This window comes from Paramesorhizobium leguminum (assembly GCF_003217235.1).
GTDB lineage: Bacteria > Pseudomonadota > Alphaproteobacteria > Rhizobiales > Rhizobiaceae > Paramesorhizobium > Paramesorhizobium leguminum.
The window spans coordinates 62684-81629 of record NZ_QJTF01000012.1 but is presented as its reverse complement, the minus strand read 5'-3'; the positions used below and the strand labels follow the sequence as shown (position 1 = coordinate 81629).

General features: G+C 59.4%; 19 protein-coding genes. 10 read left to right on the top strand and 9 right to left on the bottom strand.

Features of this window, described 5'->3' with window-relative positions; translation table 11 throughout:
* The first annotated feature begins 69 nt into the window (after positions 1-69).
* The 3 genes from yidC to argB all read left to right on the top strand — a co-directional run bounded on the left by yidC (position 70) and on the right by argB (position 3777).
* Positions 70-1947 (top strand): membrane protein insertase YidC, encoded by a 1878-nt coding sequence (gene yidC / locus C7477_RS11460; RefSeq protein ID WP_110752185.1) that lies wholly within the window; start codon positions 70-72, stop codon positions 1945-1947.
* Between the two features lie 155 nt (positions 1948-2102).
* The gene (yihA, locus tag C7477_RS11455; RefSeq protein ID WP_110752183.1) at positions 2103-2771 is read left to right on the top strand and encodes a ribosome biogenesis GTP-binding protein YihA/YsxC; all 669 of its coding nucleotides are present in this window, start codon (positions 2103-2105) and stop codon (positions 2769-2771) included.
* A gap of 112 nt (positions 2772-2883) precedes the next feature.
* The gene (gene argB, locus C7477_RS11450) at positions 2884-3777 is read left to right on the top strand and encodes an acetylglutamate kinase (RefSeq protein WP_110752248.1); all 894 of its coding nucleotides are present in this window, start codon (positions 2884-2886) and stop codon (positions 3775-3777) included.
* A 214-nt stretch (positions 3778-3991) separates the two neighbouring features.
* On the opposite strand, the gene C7477_RS11440 is transcribed toward argB, so the two are convergent.
* A complete protein-coding gene (locus C7477_RS11440; protein WP_110752181.1) occupies positions 3992-4897 on the bottom strand; it encodes a DMT family transporter in 906 nt (301 codons plus the stop codon).
* Between the two features lie 87 nt (positions 4898-4984).
* On the opposite strand from C7477_RS11440, the gene C7477_RS11435 reads away from it, so the two are divergent.
* Positions 4985-5695, top strand: a complete 711-nt coding sequence (locus tag C7477_RS11435; protein ID WP_110752179.1) for a pyrimidine 5'-nucleotidase — start codon at positions 4985-4987, stop codon at positions 5693-5695.
* Here the strand turns inward: C7477_RS11435 and C7477_RS11430 are convergent.
* Positions 5683-6522: an LOG family protein gene (locus C7477_RS11430; RefSeq protein ID WP_110752246.1), complete on the bottom strand. Its 840-nt coding sequence runs from the start codon at positions 6520-6522 to the stop codon at positions 5683-5685. The genes C7477_RS11435 and C7477_RS11430 overlap by 13 nt on opposite strands.
* 127 nt (positions 6523-6649) lie before the next feature.
* Between C7477_RS11430 and dapD the strand changes: the two genes are divergently transcribed.
* The gene (dapD, locus tag C7477_RS11425) at positions 6650-7504 is read left to right on the top strand and encodes a 2,3,4,5-tetrahydropyridine-2,6-dicarboxylate N-succinyltransferase (protein ID WP_110752177.1); all 855 of its coding nucleotides are present in this window, start codon (positions 6650-6652) and stop codon (positions 7502-7504) included.
* A 107-nt stretch (positions 7505-7611) separates the two neighbouring features.
* Here dapD and C7477_RS11420 read toward each other — a convergent pair whose 3' ends face one another.
* The 3 genes from C7477_RS11420 to C7477_RS11410 all read right to left on the bottom strand — a co-directional run bounded on the left by C7477_RS11420 (position 7612) and on the right by C7477_RS11410 (position 9147).
* Entirely contained in the window at positions 7612-7824 is a 213-nt protein-coding gene (locus tag C7477_RS11420) for a hypothetical protein (protein WP_110752175.1), read from the bottom strand.
* An 83-nt stretch (positions 7825-7907) separates the two neighbouring features.
* Positions 7908-8132 (bottom strand): hypothetical protein, encoded by a 225-nt coding sequence (locus C7477_RS11415; protein WP_110752173.1) that lies wholly within the window; start codon positions 8130-8132, stop codon positions 7908-7910.
* A gap of 430 nt (positions 8133-8562) precedes the next feature.
* Positions 8563-9147, bottom strand: a complete 585-nt coding sequence (locus C7477_RS11410) for a transglutaminase-like cysteine peptidase (protein ID WP_110752172.1) — start codon at positions 9145-9147, stop codon at positions 8563-8565.
* Between the two features lie 176 nt (positions 9148-9323).
* Between C7477_RS11410 and dapE the strand changes: the two genes are divergently transcribed.
* Together dapE and C7477_RS11400 are read left to right on the top strand one after the other, a co-directional pair.
* The gene (gene dapE, locus C7477_RS11405; RefSeq protein WP_110752169.1) at positions 9324-10559 is read left to right on the top strand and encodes a succinyl-diaminopimelate desuccinylase; all 1236 of its coding nucleotides are present in this window, start codon (positions 9324-9326) and stop codon (positions 10557-10559) included.
* Between the two features lie 8 nt (positions 10560-10567).
* Positions 10568-11191 carry a hypothetical protein gene (locus C7477_RS11400; protein WP_110752244.1) on the top strand — a complete coding sequence of 208 codons (624 nt, stop codon included), beginning with the start codon at positions 10568-10570 and terminating at the stop codon, positions 11189-11191.
* Here C7477_RS11400 and truA read toward each other — a convergent pair.
* From truA to def, 3 genes are read right to left on the bottom strand one after another with little or no spacing between them, the layout of a single operon-like run.
* A complete protein-coding gene (truA, locus tag C7477_RS11395; protein ID WP_110752167.1) occupies positions 11188-11940 on the bottom strand; it encodes a tRNA pseudouridine(38-40) synthase TruA in 753 nt (250 codons plus the stop codon). The genes C7477_RS11400 and truA overlap by 4 nt on opposite strands.
* Position 11941: 1 nt before the next feature.
* The gene (gene fmt / locus C7477_RS11390; protein WP_110752242.1) at positions 11942-12865 is read right to left on the bottom strand and encodes a methionyl-tRNA formyltransferase; all 924 of its coding nucleotides are present in this window, start codon (positions 12863-12865) and stop codon (positions 11942-11944) included.
* A gap of 17 nt (positions 12866-12882) precedes the next feature.
* On the bottom strand, positions 12883-13413 hold the full coding sequence (def, locus tag C7477_RS11385) for a peptide deformylase (protein WP_110752165.1): 531 nt from the start codon (positions 13411-13413) through the stop codon (positions 12883-12885).
* Positions 13414-13525: 112 nt separating this feature from the next.
* Between def and C7477_RS11380 the strand changes: the two genes are divergently transcribed.
* Positions 13526-14749 carry a DNA recombination protein RmuC gene (locus tag C7477_RS11380; protein ID WP_110752163.1) on the top strand — a complete coding sequence of 408 codons (1224 nt, stop codon included), beginning with the start codon at positions 13526-13528 and terminating at the stop codon, positions 14747-14749.
* A gap of 17 nt (positions 14750-14766) precedes the next feature.
* Here the strand turns inward: C7477_RS11380 and C7477_RS11375 are convergent, their stop codons facing one another.
* The gene (locus tag C7477_RS11375; RefSeq protein ID WP_110752161.1) at positions 14767-15060 is read right to left on the bottom strand and encodes an Rdx family protein; all 294 of its coding nucleotides are present in this window, start codon (positions 15058-15060) and stop codon (positions 14767-14769) included.
* Positions 15061-15211: 151 nt separating this feature from the next.
* On the opposite strand from C7477_RS11375, the gene C7477_RS11370 reads away from it, so the two are divergent.
* A complete protein-coding gene (locus tag C7477_RS11370) occupies positions 15212-17359 on the top strand; it encodes a putative bifunctional diguanylate cyclase/phosphodiesterase (protein ID WP_245411818.1) in 2148 nt (715 codons plus the stop codon).
* A 44-nt stretch (positions 17360-17403) separates the two neighbouring features.
* Positions 17404-18561 carry a fumarylacetoacetate hydrolase family protein gene (locus C7477_RS11365; RefSeq protein ID WP_110752157.1) on the top strand — a complete coding sequence of 386 codons (1158 nt, stop codon included), beginning with the start codon at positions 17404-17406 and terminating at the stop codon, positions 18559-18561.
* The last annotated feature ends 385 nt before the right edge of the window (positions 18562-18946 follow it).

Genomic DNA, 18946 nt, shown 5'->3' with positions numbered 1-18946 from the left:
ACCGCATGATGTTATCCGAAAAGTCTGCAGCTCTTCGGGATCGTGCTCTATCCGGCCCTGGGACCATCGATGGAAAATAATCGCAATTTCTTCATTACTATTGCCCTGTCCATCCTGATCCTGACGCTCTGGCAGGTGTTCTACATGAACCCGAAGGTCGAAGCGCAGAAGGAACAGGCCCGGATCGAGGCGCAACGCCAGGAACAGGTGCAGAAACAGGCGCAAACGCAGGCACCCGCCGCGACAGGATCGCAGACGGCACCGGCGATGGGCACCCAGGCCGACAATATTCCCGGCGCTAATAGCCCCAGCGCCACCGGCCAGCAGGGCATTCCCGGGCAGACGGTGGATAATGCGGCGAACGGGGCGGTCACCCGCGACGCGGCGATTGCGCAGTCCGGCCGCATCAAGATCGATACGCCAAGCCTCAAGGGCTCGATCAACCTGACGGGCGCGCGCCTCGACGATCTCTATCTCAAGCATTACCACGAGACGGTTGACGACAGCTCGCCTGACATCGAACTTCTCGCGCCATCTCCACTAAAGCAGGGTTATTTCGTCGAGCTCGGCTATGCGGGCAACGCGCAAACCGGCGCGGTTCCCGGCCCGGCAACGGTGTGGAAGGTCGAGGGCAACGATACGCTGACCGCAACGACGCCGGTGACGCTGACCTACACCAACGACAAGGGGCTCACCTTCAAGCGCGTTATCTCGGTCGATGACAATTACATGTTCACGGTCGATGACACGGTGGCCAACGCTTCCGGCGCGCCGGTAACGCTTTCCTCCTATGGCCGCGTGACGCGCTTTGAGCCGCCGGCGCATCCCAGCGCGACTTACGTCCTGCATGAAGGGCTGATCGGCGTCATCGGCGACGATGGCCTGCAGGAAATTAAATATTCGAAGATGGCGGAAGAGAAGGATGTCTCACCGCCGAAATCCGCGGGCGGATGGCTCGGCATCACCGACAAATATTGGGCGACAGCGCTGATCCCGCCGCAGAACGAGAAATATCAGGCGCGCTTCTCTTACTTCCCCGATGGCCGCTCGCGCTATCAGGCCGATTTCCTCGCCGATCCGGTGACGATCCAGCCTGGTCAATCGGCCTCGGTCGAAAACCATATCTTCGCCGGCGCCAAGGAAGTGGCCAAGATCAAGGCCTATGAAAAGAACCTCGGCATCCGCCAGTTCGAACTGATGATCGACTGGGGCTGGTTCTATTTCATCACCAAGCCGATGTTCTATCTCATCGACTGGCTCTACAAGCTCACCGGCAATTTCGGCGTGGCGATCCTGCTCGTCACGGTGCTTCTCAAGGCGGTGTTCTTCCCGCTCGCCAACAAGTCCTATGCTTCGATGGCGCGCATGAAGATGATGCAGCCGAAGATGCTGGAAATCCGCGAGAAATACGCTGATGATAAGGTCAAGCAGCAACAGGCGACAATGGAGTTGTACAAGACCGAGAAGATCAATCCGCTCGCCGGCTGCTGGCCGGTGCTGGTGCAGATCCCGGTGTTCTTCGCGCTTTACAAGGTGCTCTACGTTACCATCGAAATGCGCCACGCGCCGTTCTTCGGCTGGATCCACGATCTCGCCGCGCCGGACCCGACGTCCATCTTCAACCTGTTCGGCCTGCTGCCTTTTGTGCCGCCGCACTTCCTGATGATCGGCGTGTGGCCGATTATCATGGGCATCACCATGTTCCTGCAGATGCGCATGAACCCGACGCCACCGGACCCGACGCAGGCCATGATCTTCACCTGGATGCCGATCATCTTCACCTTCATGCTGGCGGCGTTCCCGGCTGGGCTGGTCATCTACTGGGCATGGAACAACACGCTCTCGATCACCCAGCAAGCCGTGATCATGAAACGGCAGGGCGCCAAGATCGAGCTTTTGGATAATCTGAAGGGGTTGTTCAAGTCGAAGCCGAAACCGGCGGAGTAACTCCGACGCCTCCTCCTTCCCCCTTGCGGGGAAGGTGCCCGCGGAGCGGGCGGATGGGGGTGGTGCAATGTCGAGCGCAACCGTCTCCACCCCCACCCCGGACCTACGGTCCGACCCTCCCCGCAAGGGGGAGGGTAAGGCCTCGCGGATCAACGATGACCCAACCAGACAATCAAGCCGAACTCATTGAAGCCGGGCGGATGCTTTTCGCCAAGGGCTGGATATTCATTCGCGGTGTGCCGGCGATGAAATTCCTGCCGCCGGAGGGTCCGCTTGAAATCGCTTTCGCGGGCCGCTCGAATGTCGGTAAATCGTCACTCATCAATGCGCTTGTCGGGCAGAAGGGGCTGGCGCGGACCTCGAACACGCCGGGCCGCACTCAGGAGCTCAACTATTTCGTGCCTGATGGATATTCCGGCGAGGGGAAAGACCTCCCGCCGCTGGCGCTGGTTGACATGCCGGGCTACGGCTTCGCCGAAGCGCCGAAGAGCCAAGTCGATGCGTGGACAAGGCTCGTCTTCGATTACTTGCGCGGGCGCACCACCTTGAAGCGTGTCTATGTGCTCATCGACGCGCGCCACGGCATCAAGAAGAATGATGCGGAAGTGCTCGACCTTCTCGACAAGGCCGCCGTTTCCTACCAGATCGTGCTGACCAAGATCGACAAGATCAAGGCCGCCGGCGTACCCCGCCTGATGGAGGAAACGGCGAAGGCAATCGCCAAGCGGGCGGCTGCCTTTCCGGTGATTTTGGCGACGTCGTCGGAAAAAGGCGTTGGCCTTGATGAATTACGCGCCGCGATCGTGCTGCTGTCGCGGGAATAAGTTCGCGATCATCGGTATTCACTTCCCAAAAATATATTCCTCCCACTGCCAACATGCGCTATGAGACCCTCCACCCGATAGCGCCCTCTTATCCGTGGAGCCCGCGATTACCATGACCAACGCTTCCGAAACTGCGGAAATCCAGGCTCAGCTTCTTTCCGCCGCGCTGCCCTTCATGCAGCGCTACGAGCACAAGACCGTGGTGGTTAAATATGGCGGCCATGCCATGGGCAACCCGGAATTGGGAAAGGCCTTCGCCCGCGATATCGCGCTTCTGAAGCAGTCCGGCATCAACCCGATCGTCGTGCATGGCGGCGGCCCGCAGATCGCGGCCATGCTCGCCAAGCTCGGCATCGAATCCCGCTTCGAGGGCGGCCTGCGCGTCACCGACGAAAAGACCGTGGAAGTGGTCGAGATGGTGCTCGCCGGCTCGATCAACAAGGAGATCGTCGCGCTCATCAATGCCGAGGGCGAATGGGCCATCGGCCTTTGCGGCAAGGACGGCAACATGGTCTTTGCCAAGAAGGCCACGAAGACGGTCGTCGATCCCGATTCCAATATCGAGAAGGTGCTGGATCTGGGCTTTGTCGGCGAGCCGGTCGAAGTCGACCGCACATTGCTCGACCTTCTGGCCCGCTCCGAGATGATCCCCGTTATCGCGCCGGTGGCGCCGGGCCGCGACGGCCACACCTACAATATTAATGCCGACACCTTCGCCGGCGCCATCGCCGGCGCGCTCGCCGCCTCGCGCCTTTTGTTCCTGACCGATGTGCCTGGCGTGCTCGACAAGAACAAGCAGTTGATCAAGGAATTGTCGGTCGCCGACGCGCAGGCCTTGATCCGCGACGGCACCATTTCCGGCGGCATGATCCCCAAGGTCGAAACCTGCATCGACGCCATCAAGCGCGGCGTCGAGGGCGTGGTTATCCTCAACGGCAAGACCCCGCATTCGGTGCTGCTGGAATTGTTTACCGAGCATGGCGCGGGGACGCTGATCGTGCCGTGAGGCTAAAATGTAGGTGGTCCCTGTATTGACGAAATCGCGAGGCCGAACCCCCCTCTGCCCTGCCGGGCATCTCCCCCTCAAGGGGGGAGATTAGGCCTTCATGAACGCTCGGCACCAATCGCAGACGTTGCGGAGTGAAAGCCGACGGTGGTGTCAGCCAATCTCCCCCCTTGAGGGGGAGATGCCCGGCAGGGCAGAGGGGGGTATGCCTCGCTCAACGCCACATCAAAAGCAGCAAAATCCCCGCCACGATCAACACGCAGCCCGCCACCTCCATCCGATTGATCCGCTCGCGGAAGAAGAACACCGACGCGATGAAGGTGAAGACGAGTTCGATCTGACCCAGCCCGCGCACATAGGCGACCGGCTGCAGCGTCATCGCTGTAAACCAGCAGGCGGAACCCATCACGCCAGCAAGCCCGACCAGCGATGAGGACCGCCACGAACGGATGACGCGGCCGATCTCCGCCGCGTCCTTGACCATCATCCAGATCAGCATGAACGCCGTCTGGAATACGGTGACGAAGGCAAGCGTCACCGCCGCCTGCATGATCGGATGCGGGCCGTCGAGGGCGAGTGCGGCGCTGCGATAGGCGACGGCTGAGATGCCGAAGATCGCACCCGACGCGATGCCGATCAGTGCTGTACGGCTAATGAGCGTCGCGCCCAGATTGCGCCAGGAGAGCGGCATGCGCGCGACTGAAATCATCATCACGCCCGCAATGCCGACGACGATGGCCGCGACGACGCCCGCCGTGATCCGCTCACCCAGAATGATCAGCCCGAATACCGCCGCCTGCACCGGCTCGGTCTTGGAATAGGCGGTGCCGACCGCGAAATTGCGCAACGAGAAAAGGTAGACCAGCAGAATCGTCGCGAAGATCTGCGCCAGTCCGCCGATCACCGACCAGAGGACGAAGGTCCGGTTGAACGCGGGAAAGGCATGGCCCGCGAAATGATGCAGCGCGAACACATAAACGAGCGCCACGGGAAAGCCATAGCCGAAACGTACGAAACTGGCGCCCGTCGTGCTCAGCGACGTGCGCAAATGCTTCTGCAGGGCCGAGCGCAAGTTTTGCAGAAAGGCCGCGGCGATGGTTACGGGAATCCAGAGTTCCATGGGGAGGTCAGCGAGATGGGGAATAGTGAACAGTGAGATAGTGGGAGAACTCTACCTCACTCTCATAATTCATGGCATAAAGATATCATGATCAACACGCCTGATGCCCACGCATTCGCCCACATAACCGACTGGGTTTTCGACCTCGACAACACGCTTTATCCGCACGCGTCGAACCTGTTCTCGCAGATCGACGTGAAGATGACGAGCTATGTCGCCAAGCTTCTCCAGCTTCCGCGCGAGGAGGCGAGGGTTTTGCAGAAGCAATTCTATCTCGAATACGGCACGACGCTTAAAGGATTGATGGGGCGCTATGAAATCGACCCGGACGATTTCCTGGAGAAGGTGCACGACATTGATTACTCGTGGCTCGCGCCCGATCCGGCGCTTGGCGCGGCGATAAAACAGCTGCCCGGCCGCAAGTTCATCTTCACCAACGGCAATCGCGGCCATGCCGAACGCTCGGCGCGGCAATTGGGAATCCTCGACCATTTCGACGACATCTTCGATATCGTCGCGGCGGATTTGACGCCGAAGCCCGCGCGGGAAACCTATGACAAGTTCGTCGGCCTGCACCGCGTCGATAGCCGCCAGGCGGTGATGTTCGAAGACCTTGCCCGCAATCTCGTGGTGCCGAAAACGCTCGGCATGAAGACCGTTCTGATTGTACCCAAAAATTTCGAGCCCACCTTTTCGGAAATCTGGGAAAGCGACCCGGAATATACCGATCAGGTGGACTACGTCACCGATAATCTGGTGGAGTTCCTGGAGAGCGTCCTATCGGATCAAAGCCCATAAAACCCCTTGATCTTGTCCCAAGCTTCCGCAGCCGTATCGACGAAGGTAAGCAACTCCACATCCGCCGGCGCGATCATGCCCTGCTCGGCCAGATAGTCGATGTTGATCACGCGCGACCAGAATTCCTTGCCGAACATCAGCAGAGGCACACGCTCCATGCGGCCGGTCTGGATCAGCGTCATCGTCTCGAAGAGTTCATCCATGGTGCCGAAGCCGCCGGGGAACACCACGACTGCCTTGGCCCGCATCAGGAAGTGCATCTTGCGGATGGCGAAATAATGGAAATTGAAGCACAGATCGGGCGTCACGTAAGGGTTGGGCGCCTGCTCGTGCGGCAGCACGATGTTGAGGCCGATGGACGGCGCGCCGACATCCGCCGCGCCGCGATTGCCCGCCTCCATGACGCCGGGACCGCCACCGGTGACCACGACGAATTCATGGGAGCCGGTCGTCACCGAATACTGCGAGCATAATTGCGCGAAGCGGCGCGCCTCGTCGTAATAGCGTGAATTGGCTTCGAGGTTTTTTTTCTGCGTTTCGTTCTTTGCAGCCCATGCTTCGCCACCCGGTTCAGGAATGCGAGCGCCGCCGAAGAGGACGACTGTCGATTTGATGCCGTGCTCCTCGAAAAGCATCTCCGGCTTCAGAAGCTCGAGCTGCAGCCGTATGGGACGCAATTCGCGGCGGGTCAGAAAATCCGGATCGGCGTAAGCGAGCCGGTAGGCCGGCGCTTCGGTCTGCGGTGTCTCAGGCACGGTCCTGGCGTGCTTGACATCCTCGCCGGAATGGGGAAATGGCGTCCAGCCGTTCTTTTCCATCGGGTTCATATTCTTCTTCTCCGTTCCCATTCCATTAAAACCATTTTCGATTTCGGTACTGATGCTATAGGTCAATTTAAAGTCCGCCGGTCATAGTACCGGCGGTTCGTCAATAGCCGGTTTAGGAGCCTTTTTCATGTCCCAGCCAGATTTCGCCAGCCTCGAAAAGATCATCGTTAAGGCCTTCGACGAACGCGACGGCATTAACCTGGATACGCGCGGCGAGATCCGTGATGCCGTCGAGCAAGCGCTCAATGCGCTCGATCGCGGCGAGGTCCGGGTTGCGGAAAAAGGCGCGGACGGCAACTGGCATGTCTATCAATGGCTCAAAAAGGCCGTGCTCCTGTCGTTCCGCCTCAACGCGATGGAGATCGTCAAGGGTGGTCCGGGCGAGTCCGTCTGGTGGGACAAGGTTCCCTCCAAGTTCGATGGCTGGGGCGCGCTCGAATTCGAGAAAGCAGGCTTCCGCGCGGTGCCCAATTGCGTGGTTCGCCGCTCCGCCTATATCGCGCCCGGCGCGATCCTGATGCCGTCCTTCGTCAATCTCGGCGCCTATGTCGGTGAAGGCACGATGGTGGATACCTGGGCGACTGTCGGTTCCTGTGCGCAGATCGGCAAGCATGTGCATCTCTCCGGCGGCGTCGGCATCGGCGGCGTGCTGGAGCCGATGCAGGCCGGCCCCACCATCATCGAGGACAATTGCTTCATCGGCGCGCGCTCCGAGGTGGTCGAAGGCTGTATCGTGCGCGAAGGGGCGGTGCTGGGCATGGGCGTGTTCATCGGCAAATCGACCAAGATCGTCGACCGCGCCACCGGCGAAATCTTCTATGGCGAAGTCCCGCCTTATTCCGTCGTCGTGGCGGGCACCATGCCGGGCAAGCCCTTTCCCAATGGTGAACCGGGCCCGAACCTTTATTGCGCCGTCATCGTCAAGCGCGTGGACGAAAAGACCCGTTCAAAGACCTCGATCAACGATCTTCTCAGAGACTGATCCGAAACAGAATTACCAAATAAAGAAAGCGGCGAAGCCGAAGCTTCGCCGCTTGTTGGACAGTTCGGCAATTGTACTGGAGAACAGTATGCCTAGTGTCCGGTCTATTATTCACCCTTGGCCGGTGAAGCATCGCCGAAACGGTCAGCCGCCGGGTTGGCGGTGCTGATGCTGGCTGTCGGTGTGTAATCGACATTCTGCGCCGCTTGTGCCTGGATGTTGGCATGGAGGTCGGCAGGCGTACCCAAATTCGGGTTTTCGGCGAAGGCGGCGCCAGCGCTGAGGGCCAGCACGGCTGTGGCAAGCATGATCTTTTTCATGATGATATTTCCTTAAGATAGTGAGGGAGGGTGGGGAGCGAATAGGGCAAATTCCCTATTCGCTCACGCGCCTATTGGCTTTATTACTGCTGGTTTGCCGGGGACGCGTCGCTAAAGCGCTTGGCGGCCGGGTTGGTCTTTTCTACCGTGCTGATCGAAGCCGGAGCCGTATAATCAACCTTCTCAGCGGCAGCAGGGGTGCTGTCGTTGGCATAAAGATTATCGGGCGTGCCAACGGTTGGGTTTTCGGCAAAGGCAGCGCCCGCGCTCAGGGCAAGGGCAGCAACGGTAAGGGCAAATTTCTTCATGATTTTATCTCCTTGGAACTTTCCCGGAAGTGGCTTGTCTTGGGAGGATTCTCGCCCTTCCGGTTGCTGTTCAAATGGAAGACAAAAGCGGTGAGTTCCAATAACGAAAATGTTCCCGAGCTCACGCTTTTGTGCGCTTGAAATCGGGTGTTCGCTTTCTAATCGAAATTTTTAATACGTATTATCAGTAGCTTATAAGATCACCGGTCTATCACGGGATCGTTACCAGAGCGGGATTGTTCCGATGTCCTGAACAGTGTGTTCTAATCGAGCGTTCAATAATTGAAAACAATGCCTTGTTCTGAGGCCGCTGCCGCCGCGCTACATGCATCGTTTTCATGACAGCGGGATGACAAGGGCACCGAGTCGGACGAAATTCCCCCTGCGGGCCGGACGAGCGGCCCGCAGTTCCATCACCCCAAGAACAACTTTAATTCGATGCGATCTCGGTTGCGTGGCCCGATATTGCGACCCAGCGGCCGGAGTGGTTCGGCGCCTGCATTTTCACGTAATTATATCCCGTCTTCTCAACAGGCAGGATCTCGTTGCGCAGATTGTCGAGAACGAAATCGCCCTTGTCCGTCCGCACCGTCAGGACGATGTGCGCTTCCCCCCGGTTGCGAACCATGGTGATGAGCAATTGCGATGCGCTGAAGCCCTGGGCAAGCAGCCTCGCCCGCTTCATCAGCACATAGTCCTCACAATCACCCATGCGCTTCGCCGGCATCGTCCAGTAATCGCGCTTGCCGTAATTATCCTGGTCGGATTTCGGCGCGACGGAGGCGTTGACGGACTGGTTGATCCGCTCCATCTTTCCCCAGCGCACATCGCTCAGCGCGACAGGCGGCATGACCCGGTGCGCGCCGCACTGCTGCGGGTAGCGTTTACATAAATCCAGATGGCCGTATGGAATGCTGGTGGCGCCGCCGGCGGAAAGCCGCTGTGCTCCCTGCGCCAATCCAATCGACCCGGCGAGCATTCCCGCCATTAACGCCGCGACCGCATATTTGCGCATCGTCGTTCCCCTTTAAGCGCTATGCGCTTTTTTTTAACGTTGCGGCTGTGGCCCATAGGCTGGGCTTCTTCATCAATATGTCGTTAACTAACGATGGCGGTTACGGTGCGGTCAAGTTAAATTTTATATGTCACTTTATATGATAGATGATCCGAACCACCGGAAGCTGATTTAGAATGATCCTGCCGACAGACCCGATTGAAAATCTCTCCGCCCTGATCCGCTGCCCTTCGGTGACTCCAACCGAAGGCGGAGCGCTGACCGCCCTTGCCAACATGCTGGAGCCGCTTGGCTTTTCCATTGAGCGCACGGTCTTTTCCGAAAGCGGGACGCCCGATATCCACAATCTCTACGCCCGGCGTTCCGGCAACGGGCCGCATCTGATGTTCGCCGGCCATACTGATGTCGTGCCTCCGGGCGACGAGAGCGCGTGGAAACATCCGCCGTTCTCGGCTTCTATCGACAATGGCGAAATCTATGGGCGCGGCGCCGTCGACATGAAGGGCGGCATCGCCTGCTTCGTCGCCGCCGTCGCCCGCCATATCGCGGAGCACGGGGTCCCCGCCAGCGACGACAAGGAGCTTAAGGGCGGGACAGAGACCTCCCCGCTGAAGGGCAGCCTCTCCTTCCTCATTACAGGCGACGAGGAAGGGCCCGGGATCAACGGGACGGTGAAGTTGCTCGATTGGGCAGCCAGGCGGGGCGAGCACTGGGATGCGGCGCTGGTCGGCGAGCCGACCAATCCGAACCGCATCGGCGACATGATCAAGATCGGCCGGCGCGGCTCCGTTTCCGGCACACTCACCGTCCGCGGTGTGCAAGGCCATGCCGCCTATCCGCATCTGGCAGAAAACCCGATACGCGGCCTTGTCACGCTGATAGAGGCGCTGCTCGATCCGGCTCTCGATACCGGCACCGAGGATTTCCAGCCGAGCAATCTGGAAGTCACCACCATCGATGTCGGCAATGCGGCCACCAACGTCATCCCGGCAAAGGCAACGGCCTCCTTCAATATCCGCTTCAATGATAGCTGGACGGAGGAGACGATCATGGCCGAAATCCATAACCGTCTCGATCGCGCGGCAGCGAGCAACAAGCTGCGATCGGACCGCGAGACGCCGGTCATTTATGATCTTGTCTGGAGCGAACGCCCGAGCCCGGTTTTCCTGACACGCGACGAGAAACTGATCGGCACGCTCAGCGCCTCGATCGAAGCAGTCACCGGCAGGAAGCCCGAGCTTTCGACTTCAGGCGGCACATCGGACGCGCGTTTCATCAAGAATTACTGCCCGGTTGTCGAGTTCGGCCTGGTCGGGCGGACCATGCACATGGTCGATGAACGTGCAGCATTGTCGGACCTGGAAATGCTGACGCGAATCTATCAACGCTTCTTGAAAGATTTTTTTGCATGAGCCATTCCATGCCGACGCTTGACGATATCTATCGCTATCTCTACGGCAGCTGGCGCATGATGCGCGGGCGGCCGGATGGCCTTACCCTGCTCGACATATCGGCGGAAGGGTTCTGGCAATCCTTCTATGCCATGCTGGTAGCGCTGCCGCCGCTCTTCGCCGGATGGGTCGTCTATGCGGCGGATCTCGCGCGGGGTGATGACGAGGCCGGACTGCGGTTCAGCATTGTGATGCGCACAGCCATGGTCGATTTGATCTCATGGGTGCTGCCGATCCTGGTGCTGGGACTTCTCGCCCGGCGCGTCGGCATCTCGCGGCGCTTCGCGCCCTATGTCATCGCCTCCAACTGGGGAACGGCGCTGATCGCGTGGCTATTCGTTCCCATCACGCTGGTGCGGCTGTTTTTTCCCTTGTCTTCTGAATTCATGGCGCTGATTTCGATCATGCTGTTGGGGGTGTCGATAGTCTTTTCCTATCGACTGACGCAGGTGGCTTTGCAAAGACCGCACACCTTCGCGCTGCCCTTCTACATCACGCTTTTCATCGGATCGATTCTGATTACCGTCGCACTACAGCATCTCTTCGGCATCGATTATCCCACCGCTGCCGATAGCACGCTCCTGCATCGTTAAAGCAGGTCGTAATCGACGCCGATAAGGTAAAGCCCATAAGGGGGCGCGACCTGCCCGCAGGCGGCGCGGTCGCGCGCTCCAAGAGCGGCGACGAGATCATCCGCCGTCCAGCGCCCGACGCCCACTTCCATCAGACTGCCTGCAAGCGAGCGCACCTGATTGTGCAGGAAGGAACGCGCCGAGGCGCGGATTTCGACAAGCTCGCCGTTACGCGTGACATCCAGCCGGTCGAGCGTCTTGACCGGACTCTTTGCCTGGCACTGCGAGGCGCGGAAGGTGGTGAAATCATGCTGGCCCAGAAGCAGCTGCGCGGCCTCGTGCATCGCACCGCTATCCAGCGGCTTCGATACCCACCAGGCGCGGTTGGCTTCCACCGCGATGGGCGGCCGGCGATTGATGATGCGGTAGAGATAATGGCGCGCAGTGGCCGAGAATCGCGCGTCGAATGTCTCCGGCACACGCTCGACATTGAGGATGACCACGCGCTCATTGGCCATCACAAGGTGGGCATTCAGCGCATCGCGCACCTTGGCCGCGCCCCAATCCTTCGCCAGGTCCACATGCGCTATTTGCGCCAGCGCATGAACGCCGGCATCGGTCCGCCCGGCAGCACCAAGGGCCACATCCTCGCCGCAGAACTTTTTAATCGCCTGCTCGATCGCGGCTTGGACCGTGTGGCCGTTTTCCTGCCGCTGCCAGCCGGCATAGGGTGTGCCGTCATATTCAATGGTGAGCTTGTAGCGCGGCACGTCAGAAAACCCGTGTCACGGGCGCGCCACGCAGGAAGTCTTGCGCGCCAAGCGGCTTGCCGCCGGCCTTTTGCAGCAGCGTGAGCTTCACCGCGCCCTCGCCGCAAGTGATCGTCAAGCCGTCGCCGGGAAGAATCATGCCCGGTGTGCCTTCAACTCTCGCCAGCGTCGATTTCAACAGTTTGACGCGCTCGGGTTTCCCACCGATCTCCATCTCGCACCACGCGCCGGGAAAAGGCGAAAGCCCGCGAATGCGATTGTGAATATCCTCCGCACGACCTGTCCAGTCGATACGCGTTTCCGCCTTGTCGATCTTGGCGGCATAGGTGACGCCCGTTTCCGTCTGCGGCTTTAGCGTCAGGCTGTCGCGCTCAAGCGCGGCCATGGCGCGGACCATGAGGTCGGCGCTAATCATGCTCAGGCGGTCGTGCAATTCGCCTGATGTCATGTCGGGTGTTATCACCACCTTTTCAACCATGGCGACCGGCCCGGTATCGAGACCCTCGTCCATTTTCATGATCATCATGCCGGTCTCGCGGTCGCCGGCCATGATGGCGCGCTGGATGGGGGCCGCGCCGCGCCATCGCGGAAGCAAGGATGCATGCCCATTATAGCAGCCGAGCCGGGTGCCTTCGAGAATCGGGGGCGGCAGCAAAAGTCCGTAAGCGACGACCACCGCCACGTCAGCGTCAAGCGCGCGGAACGCCTCTTGTTCTTCAGCGCTTTTCAGGCTCTTCGGCGTGCGTACTTCAATGCCGAACTGTTCGGCCTTATCATGCACCGGTGATTTCGTCAGCTCCAGCCCGCGACGCCCGGCCGGGCGCGGCGGCTGCGAATAAACGGCGGCGATGTCGTGGCCCTGGCCGATAAGCGCGGTCAGAACAGGCACCGAGAATTCCGGTGTGCCCATGAAAATCACGCGCAGCGACATGGGCAGTTCTCCTAAATAGCGAGCTTGCTTGGCGGACGGTCCTTGGCGAGCTTCTTGAATCTCTTGATCACCATGTCGCGCTTGAGCTTCGAGATATGATCGATAAAGAGAACACCGTTCAGATGGTCGATCTCGTGCTGCAGGCAGGTAGCCAACAGACCTTCGGCGGCGATCTCGTGCGCCTTGCCTTCCCGATCGAGATAGGTGACGCGCACGCTCGCAGGCCGCTCTACTTCCGCATAATAATCGGGGATCGACAGGCAGCCTTCCTCATAGGCACTGCGCTCGTCGGAGGACGCCACGATCTCTGGATTGATGAATACCTGCGGCGCCTTTTCCTCATCTTCCTTCGAAAGGTCGATGACAAGGATGCGCAGGGGCTCGCCTACCTGAATAGCGGCGAGGCCGATGCCCGGCGCGTCATACATCGTCTCCAGCATGTCGGCGGTAAAGGTGCGCAACTGATCGTCGATGCGCTCTACAGGCTTGGACACCTGGCGCAGGATGGGGTCGGGAAGGATGACAAGAGGCTTGATTGACATGGCTTTCACCTAATCGTTCGGGTCGCGGGCGTCAATAAGCCGATAGCGTGAGGGTTAAAAATGTTCTCGTTTTGATCTCGCTTTCCCATCGTGAATCAGTTAAGCCTTCCGCATGGAAACGAACACTCTTCTGGCCGCGCCGCTGCTTCAACTTGGCGTACATACAGTCTCCTTCGGCGGAGCATTGCTTTTCTGTTTCGGCGCCGTTGCGCTTTTCTTTCTCGTTACGGCGTGGCGGGCAAGCCATGCCCGTGCCATCGCCGAGGTGCAGGCGGCGGAGCGCGCCCGCGACGCGGAAATGCGCATGGCGGAAATCCTGAAAAGCCAGGCGGAAATGCAGGGCCGGATGCAGACCATGGCCGAGGTCTTCGGCTCAAGGCAGGCCGAGCTCAACCAGTCGATCCGCGAGCGGCTCGACGGCATGACCAGCCGCATCGGTCAGACCATGACCGAGCAGAGCAAGTCGACGCACGAGAATCTGGCAAAGTTGCAGGAGCGGCTCGCGGTGATCGACACGGCGCAGAACAATATCCAGTCGCTGGCGGGGCAGGTGGTGCAGCTGCAGGCGATCCTCGCCAACAAGCAAACGCGCGGCGCCTTCGGCCAGTCGCGCATGGAGGCGATTATCGCCGATGGTCTGCCGCGCGGCGCCTACGAATTTCAGGCGACACTTTCCAACCATAACCGGCCCGATTGCGTGGTGCGGATGCCCAATGGAATGCCCTCGCTGGTGATCGACGCCAAGTTTCCGCTGGAAGCCTGGAGTGCGATCCGCGACGCGGGAACACCAGAGGCGAAGAAGCTCGCCATTGCCCAGTTTCGCCGGGATATCGAAGTGCATATACGCGACATATCGGAGAAATACCTGATATCAGGCGAGACGCAGGATACGGCATTCCTGTTCGTGCCGTCAGAATCGATCTTCGCGGAAATCCACGAGAATTTCGAAGGGCTGGTGCAGAAGGCGCATCGCGCGCGCATCGTCATCGTCTCGCCGTCGCTGCTGATGCTGTCGATCCAGGTCATCCAGGCGGTGCTGAAGGATGCGCGGATGCGCGAGCAGGCGCATCTGATCCAGGGCGAAGTGATCCAGCTAATGGAGGATGTCTCGCGCCTTGACGAGCGGGTGCGTAAACTGCAAGGCCATTTCCTGCAGGCCAACAAGGATATCGATGACATTCTCGTTTCGTCCGGCAAGGTGACGAAGCGCGGCGCGAAAATCGAAGCGCTGGAATTTGGCGAAAAGCCGGACGACGACGCTCCGGCAAAAACTGCCGGCCCGGCAGCCGGCAGCGCAACGGGGCAGTTGCGGCTACGCGTGGTCGAGGACGAATAGCGCCTTCTCGGTTGGCTTTATTTTTCCGCTTTATGACCGTCCGAATGACCCAGATCGCGTTCCGGCCAGACGATATCACGGACGCGCTGCTTCAAGACCTTAGCCTCTGGAAAACCGCCGTCGCGCTTGCGCTCCCAGATGAGCTTGTCGCCGACGCGGATTTCATAAACCCCGCCTGTCCCGGGAATCAGCGCTACCTCGCTTAAGTCCTGCCCGAAGGTCGAGAGCAATTCCTGCGCCATCCAGGCTGCGCGAAGCAACCAGCTGCATTGGGTGCAATAGGTGATCGTGATGCGTGGCTTGTCGGTCATGATCACCTGTTACCAGATTTCGGTCTCGATGGAAGGTAGCGAAAATCGGAGGGATAAAAACAGGCGGATCAAAGCGCAACATTCTTTATTTAGGATTTGATGATTTGCTCTGCGACGAAAAATGTAAAGAATCCGACAGGGGTACGATCGAATGTCGCCTTCGACAAGGGCAACGGACATGGAGGCGGAAAGCGACGAGGATTTCCGCGTTCTTTTCACCACCCATCCCACGCCCATGTGGGTCTATGATCCGCAAACCCTGAAGTTCATCATTATCAATCATGCTGCCGTCGAGCTTTATGGCTACGACCGCGAACAATTCCGTCAACTGACGGTTCTCGATATCCGTCCGCCTGCGGAACGCGAGCGTATGCTGGATGCGATCAGAGAGAAGTCCGACCTCGACCGCGCTGAGCGCTGGCAGCATTTGAAAGCCGATGGCGAGATCATCGATGTTCTGACCTATGGCCGGCAGGTTCGGTTCAGGGGACGCGATGCCATTCTCGCCATCGTGCAGGACCGGACCGAGGTCAGTGAGGCCTACAGGCAGGTGAATCACACCCGCTCGCTCCTCGACAATCTGGTGAGCAATCTTCCCTTGGGCATATTCGTCAAGGACATGGAGGACGATGGACGCTATGTGCTGTTCAACGAGGCGGCGGGTGAAGTTAGCGGCTGCACTCCGGCGGATGTGTTGGGCAAGACCGATACCGCGGTGTTCTCCCGCCGCGATGCGCTTCGCTTCGCCCGGCAGGACAAGGTCGCGATGCGGCGCAGCGATGTCCTGACCATCGAGCAGAACATGACGCGCGCCGACGGCCAGACGCGTACCGTGCGTACCATAAAACGCCGCATTCCGACGAATGACGGCTCCCGCCCGCGTTATCTCATGGGCCTTTCGGAAGATGTGACCGAGAGACGGGAAATCCTGTCGCGCATCGAGCATGTCGCCATGCATGATGCGCTGACCGGCCTGCCCAATCGCGCTTACTTCACCCGCCATGTCGAAAAGCTCCTGAAAAAGGAGCATGAAGCGGAGCCGTTCGCCCTGCTTTATCTCGATGTCGATCATTTCAAGCAGGTCAACGACAGCATCGGCCATGCGGCGGGCGATCACTTGCTGCGCGAAGTGGCCGCGAGGTTGCGCCGGTTGATCTCACCGGATGATTTTCTCGCGCGCATCGATGGCGATGAGTTCGCCATTGCCTTCATGGGTGGCGATATGGGCGAAGTGAGCCTGTTCGTCGAAAAACTTATGGCTACCTTCGTTGAGCCTTTTCGTCTGGATCACAATGAGGAATATGTCTGTTGCAGCGTGGGCATTGCGCTGGCGCCGATCCATGGTGACGAGGTGGGTCTGCTGCTGCGCAATGCCGATCTGGCGCTCCATGCCGTCAAGGCCGATGGCCGTTCGACCTTCCGTTTCTACGAGCACTCGATGCGGTTGGCGGCAGAAAAGCGCCATCTCCTGACGTTGGAATTGCGCCAGGCGCTGACCGACGGGCAGTTTGAACTTCATTACCAGCCAATTTTCACCCTCGCCGATGACAGCATTTCAGGCTTCGAGGCGCTCATCCGTTGGCATCACCCGCAGCGTGGCATGATATCGCCGGCTGATTTCATTCCGGTCGCTGAGCAAACGGGTTTGATTTCCACGATCGGTCAATGGGTTCTCCGCAAGGCCTGCCAAACCGCCGCGCACTGGCCGAAATCCGTCAAGGTCTCCGTCAATCTTTCACCGGCACAATTTGGGCCGGAACTGCTCGATACCGTAACGATGGCGCTTGAGGAAGCTGGCCTCGAACCGCGTAGGCTCGAGCTGGAAATCACTGAATCCGTTTTTCTCTCCAACAGCCGGCAGAACATTCAATTGCTTTATGGTTTGCGCGAGCTTGGCGTGCGCATCGCCATGGATGATTTCGGCACCGGCTATTCATCGCTTTCCTATCTGCGTTCATTTCCATTCGACAAGATCAAGATCGATCGCAGCTTTGTTTCCGGTATTGAAATCGACAGTCGCAACCTCGCTATCATCCAGGCCGTCGCCGTGCTTGGGGCGGGGTTCAACATAACCACCACCGCCGAAGGCGTCGAAACAGTGCAACAATTGCAGCGCTTGAGAAACGAACACTTCGGCGAGGTGCAAGGCTATCTTACCGGCAGGCCGATGCCGGCATCAGAAGTTGATAACTTCATTGCCGTGAGAAGCCCTTCTTTCGTGTCAAGCCTGTCTTCCATGCGAGGCTTGAATGAACTGGCGTCCTCTGCAATGACTGCCGGCGACTTAATTCGAATTTGACAGGCGTCGGTCGGTGAACGATCGACGGCATTGGGAGGACATCCATGATCATAGCGGCGGAAGCCTTTAAGACCGGAACTTTTGTCGGGCGTGTCTGGCGGCCCGACGCACAAGGCCCGGCGCTCGTGACCTTGCGCGATGGCGTGCTTTACGACGTCACTTCTAAAGAAGCGCCGACCATGCGCGACCTCCTCGAACGGGAGGACGCGGCGATGTTCATCCGCGCACGAACCGGCGAGCGACTTCTGTCCCTCGATGATCTCGCCGCGCAGTCGGTGGAAGCGGCCGGCGATCTGACGAAGATTCACTTTCTCGCACCGAACGATTTGCAGGTGGTCAAGGCCTGCGGCGTCACCTTCGCCCGTTCCATGATCGAGCGTGTGATCGAGGAGAAGGCCGCCGGCAATCCCGCCCTGGCGCTCAAGATCCGCGAGCGCGTCACCGCGATCATCGGTGACAGTCTGCGCAATCTCAAGGCCGGCTCCGCGGATGCGGCCAGGGTTAAGGCCGCCCTTATCGAAGAGGGGGTCTGGTCCCAATATCTGGAAGTCGGCATCGGCCCGGACGCCGAGGTATTCTCCAAGGCGCAAGTCCTCGCCGCGGTCGGTTGGGGGGCGTCGGTCGGGCTGCATCCGATTTCGCGGTGGAACAACCCCGAGCCGGAAATCGTGCTCGCGGTCGATAGTCGGGGGACGGTGAAGGGCGCCACGCTCGGCAACGACGTTAATTTGCGTGACGTCGAGGGCCGGTCGGCTCTGCTCCTGGGCAAGGCGAAGGACAACAATGCCTCCGCCGCGATCGGTCCATTTATCCGTCTGTTCGATGAAACCTATTCGATCGACAACGTCCGCAACGCCGATCTCGACCTGTCGATCGCGGGCGAGGATGGTTTCGTGCTCAAGGGCCACAGCACCATGCGCGAGATCAGCCGCGATCCGCTCGACCTCGTCGCGCAGACCATTGGCGCCCATCACCAATATCCCGATGGGTTCATGCTCTTCATGGGAACGCTGTTCGCGCCCGTCGAGGACCGTGACGTGCCGGGCGAAGGTTTCACGCACAAGATGGGCGACATCGTTACCATCTCCAATCCGGAGCTGGGCAGCCTGACCAATACGGTCCGGCTCTCGACGCAGTGCCCGCCATGGGTGTTCGGCACGTCCGCTCTCATGCGCAACCTCGCTGCACGCGGCCTGCTGTAAGGCTGCGCGAAATCGGACATCGTCAAGTACGGTTTCCGCCCCGCCGGGAGGCGATGTCGAATGACAAAGTCCGAGCGGGCTGTATGACGCAGCCTGTCCGGGTGAGTGATGTCTGATGATAGGAATCACGTTACCGAAGTCGGCTTGAGCGAAGGATTGCGTATAACCCTCCAACTCCCAGGTTGATGTGGCAACGCTTGCGGCCCAGCCTTCACCATGCACGGCAAACCGCCTTCTCTCTAGGTATAGAAAGACCAAATTTGCCATAAGCAGAAGTGTTGCAATGGTCGCCAACAAGATAAGCTCCATGAGTCTTGGTAAGTACTCAAATCACCCTGTGAAATACGCGTTGCTATGAGAATCTGTACTGTAAAAAACACGTTTG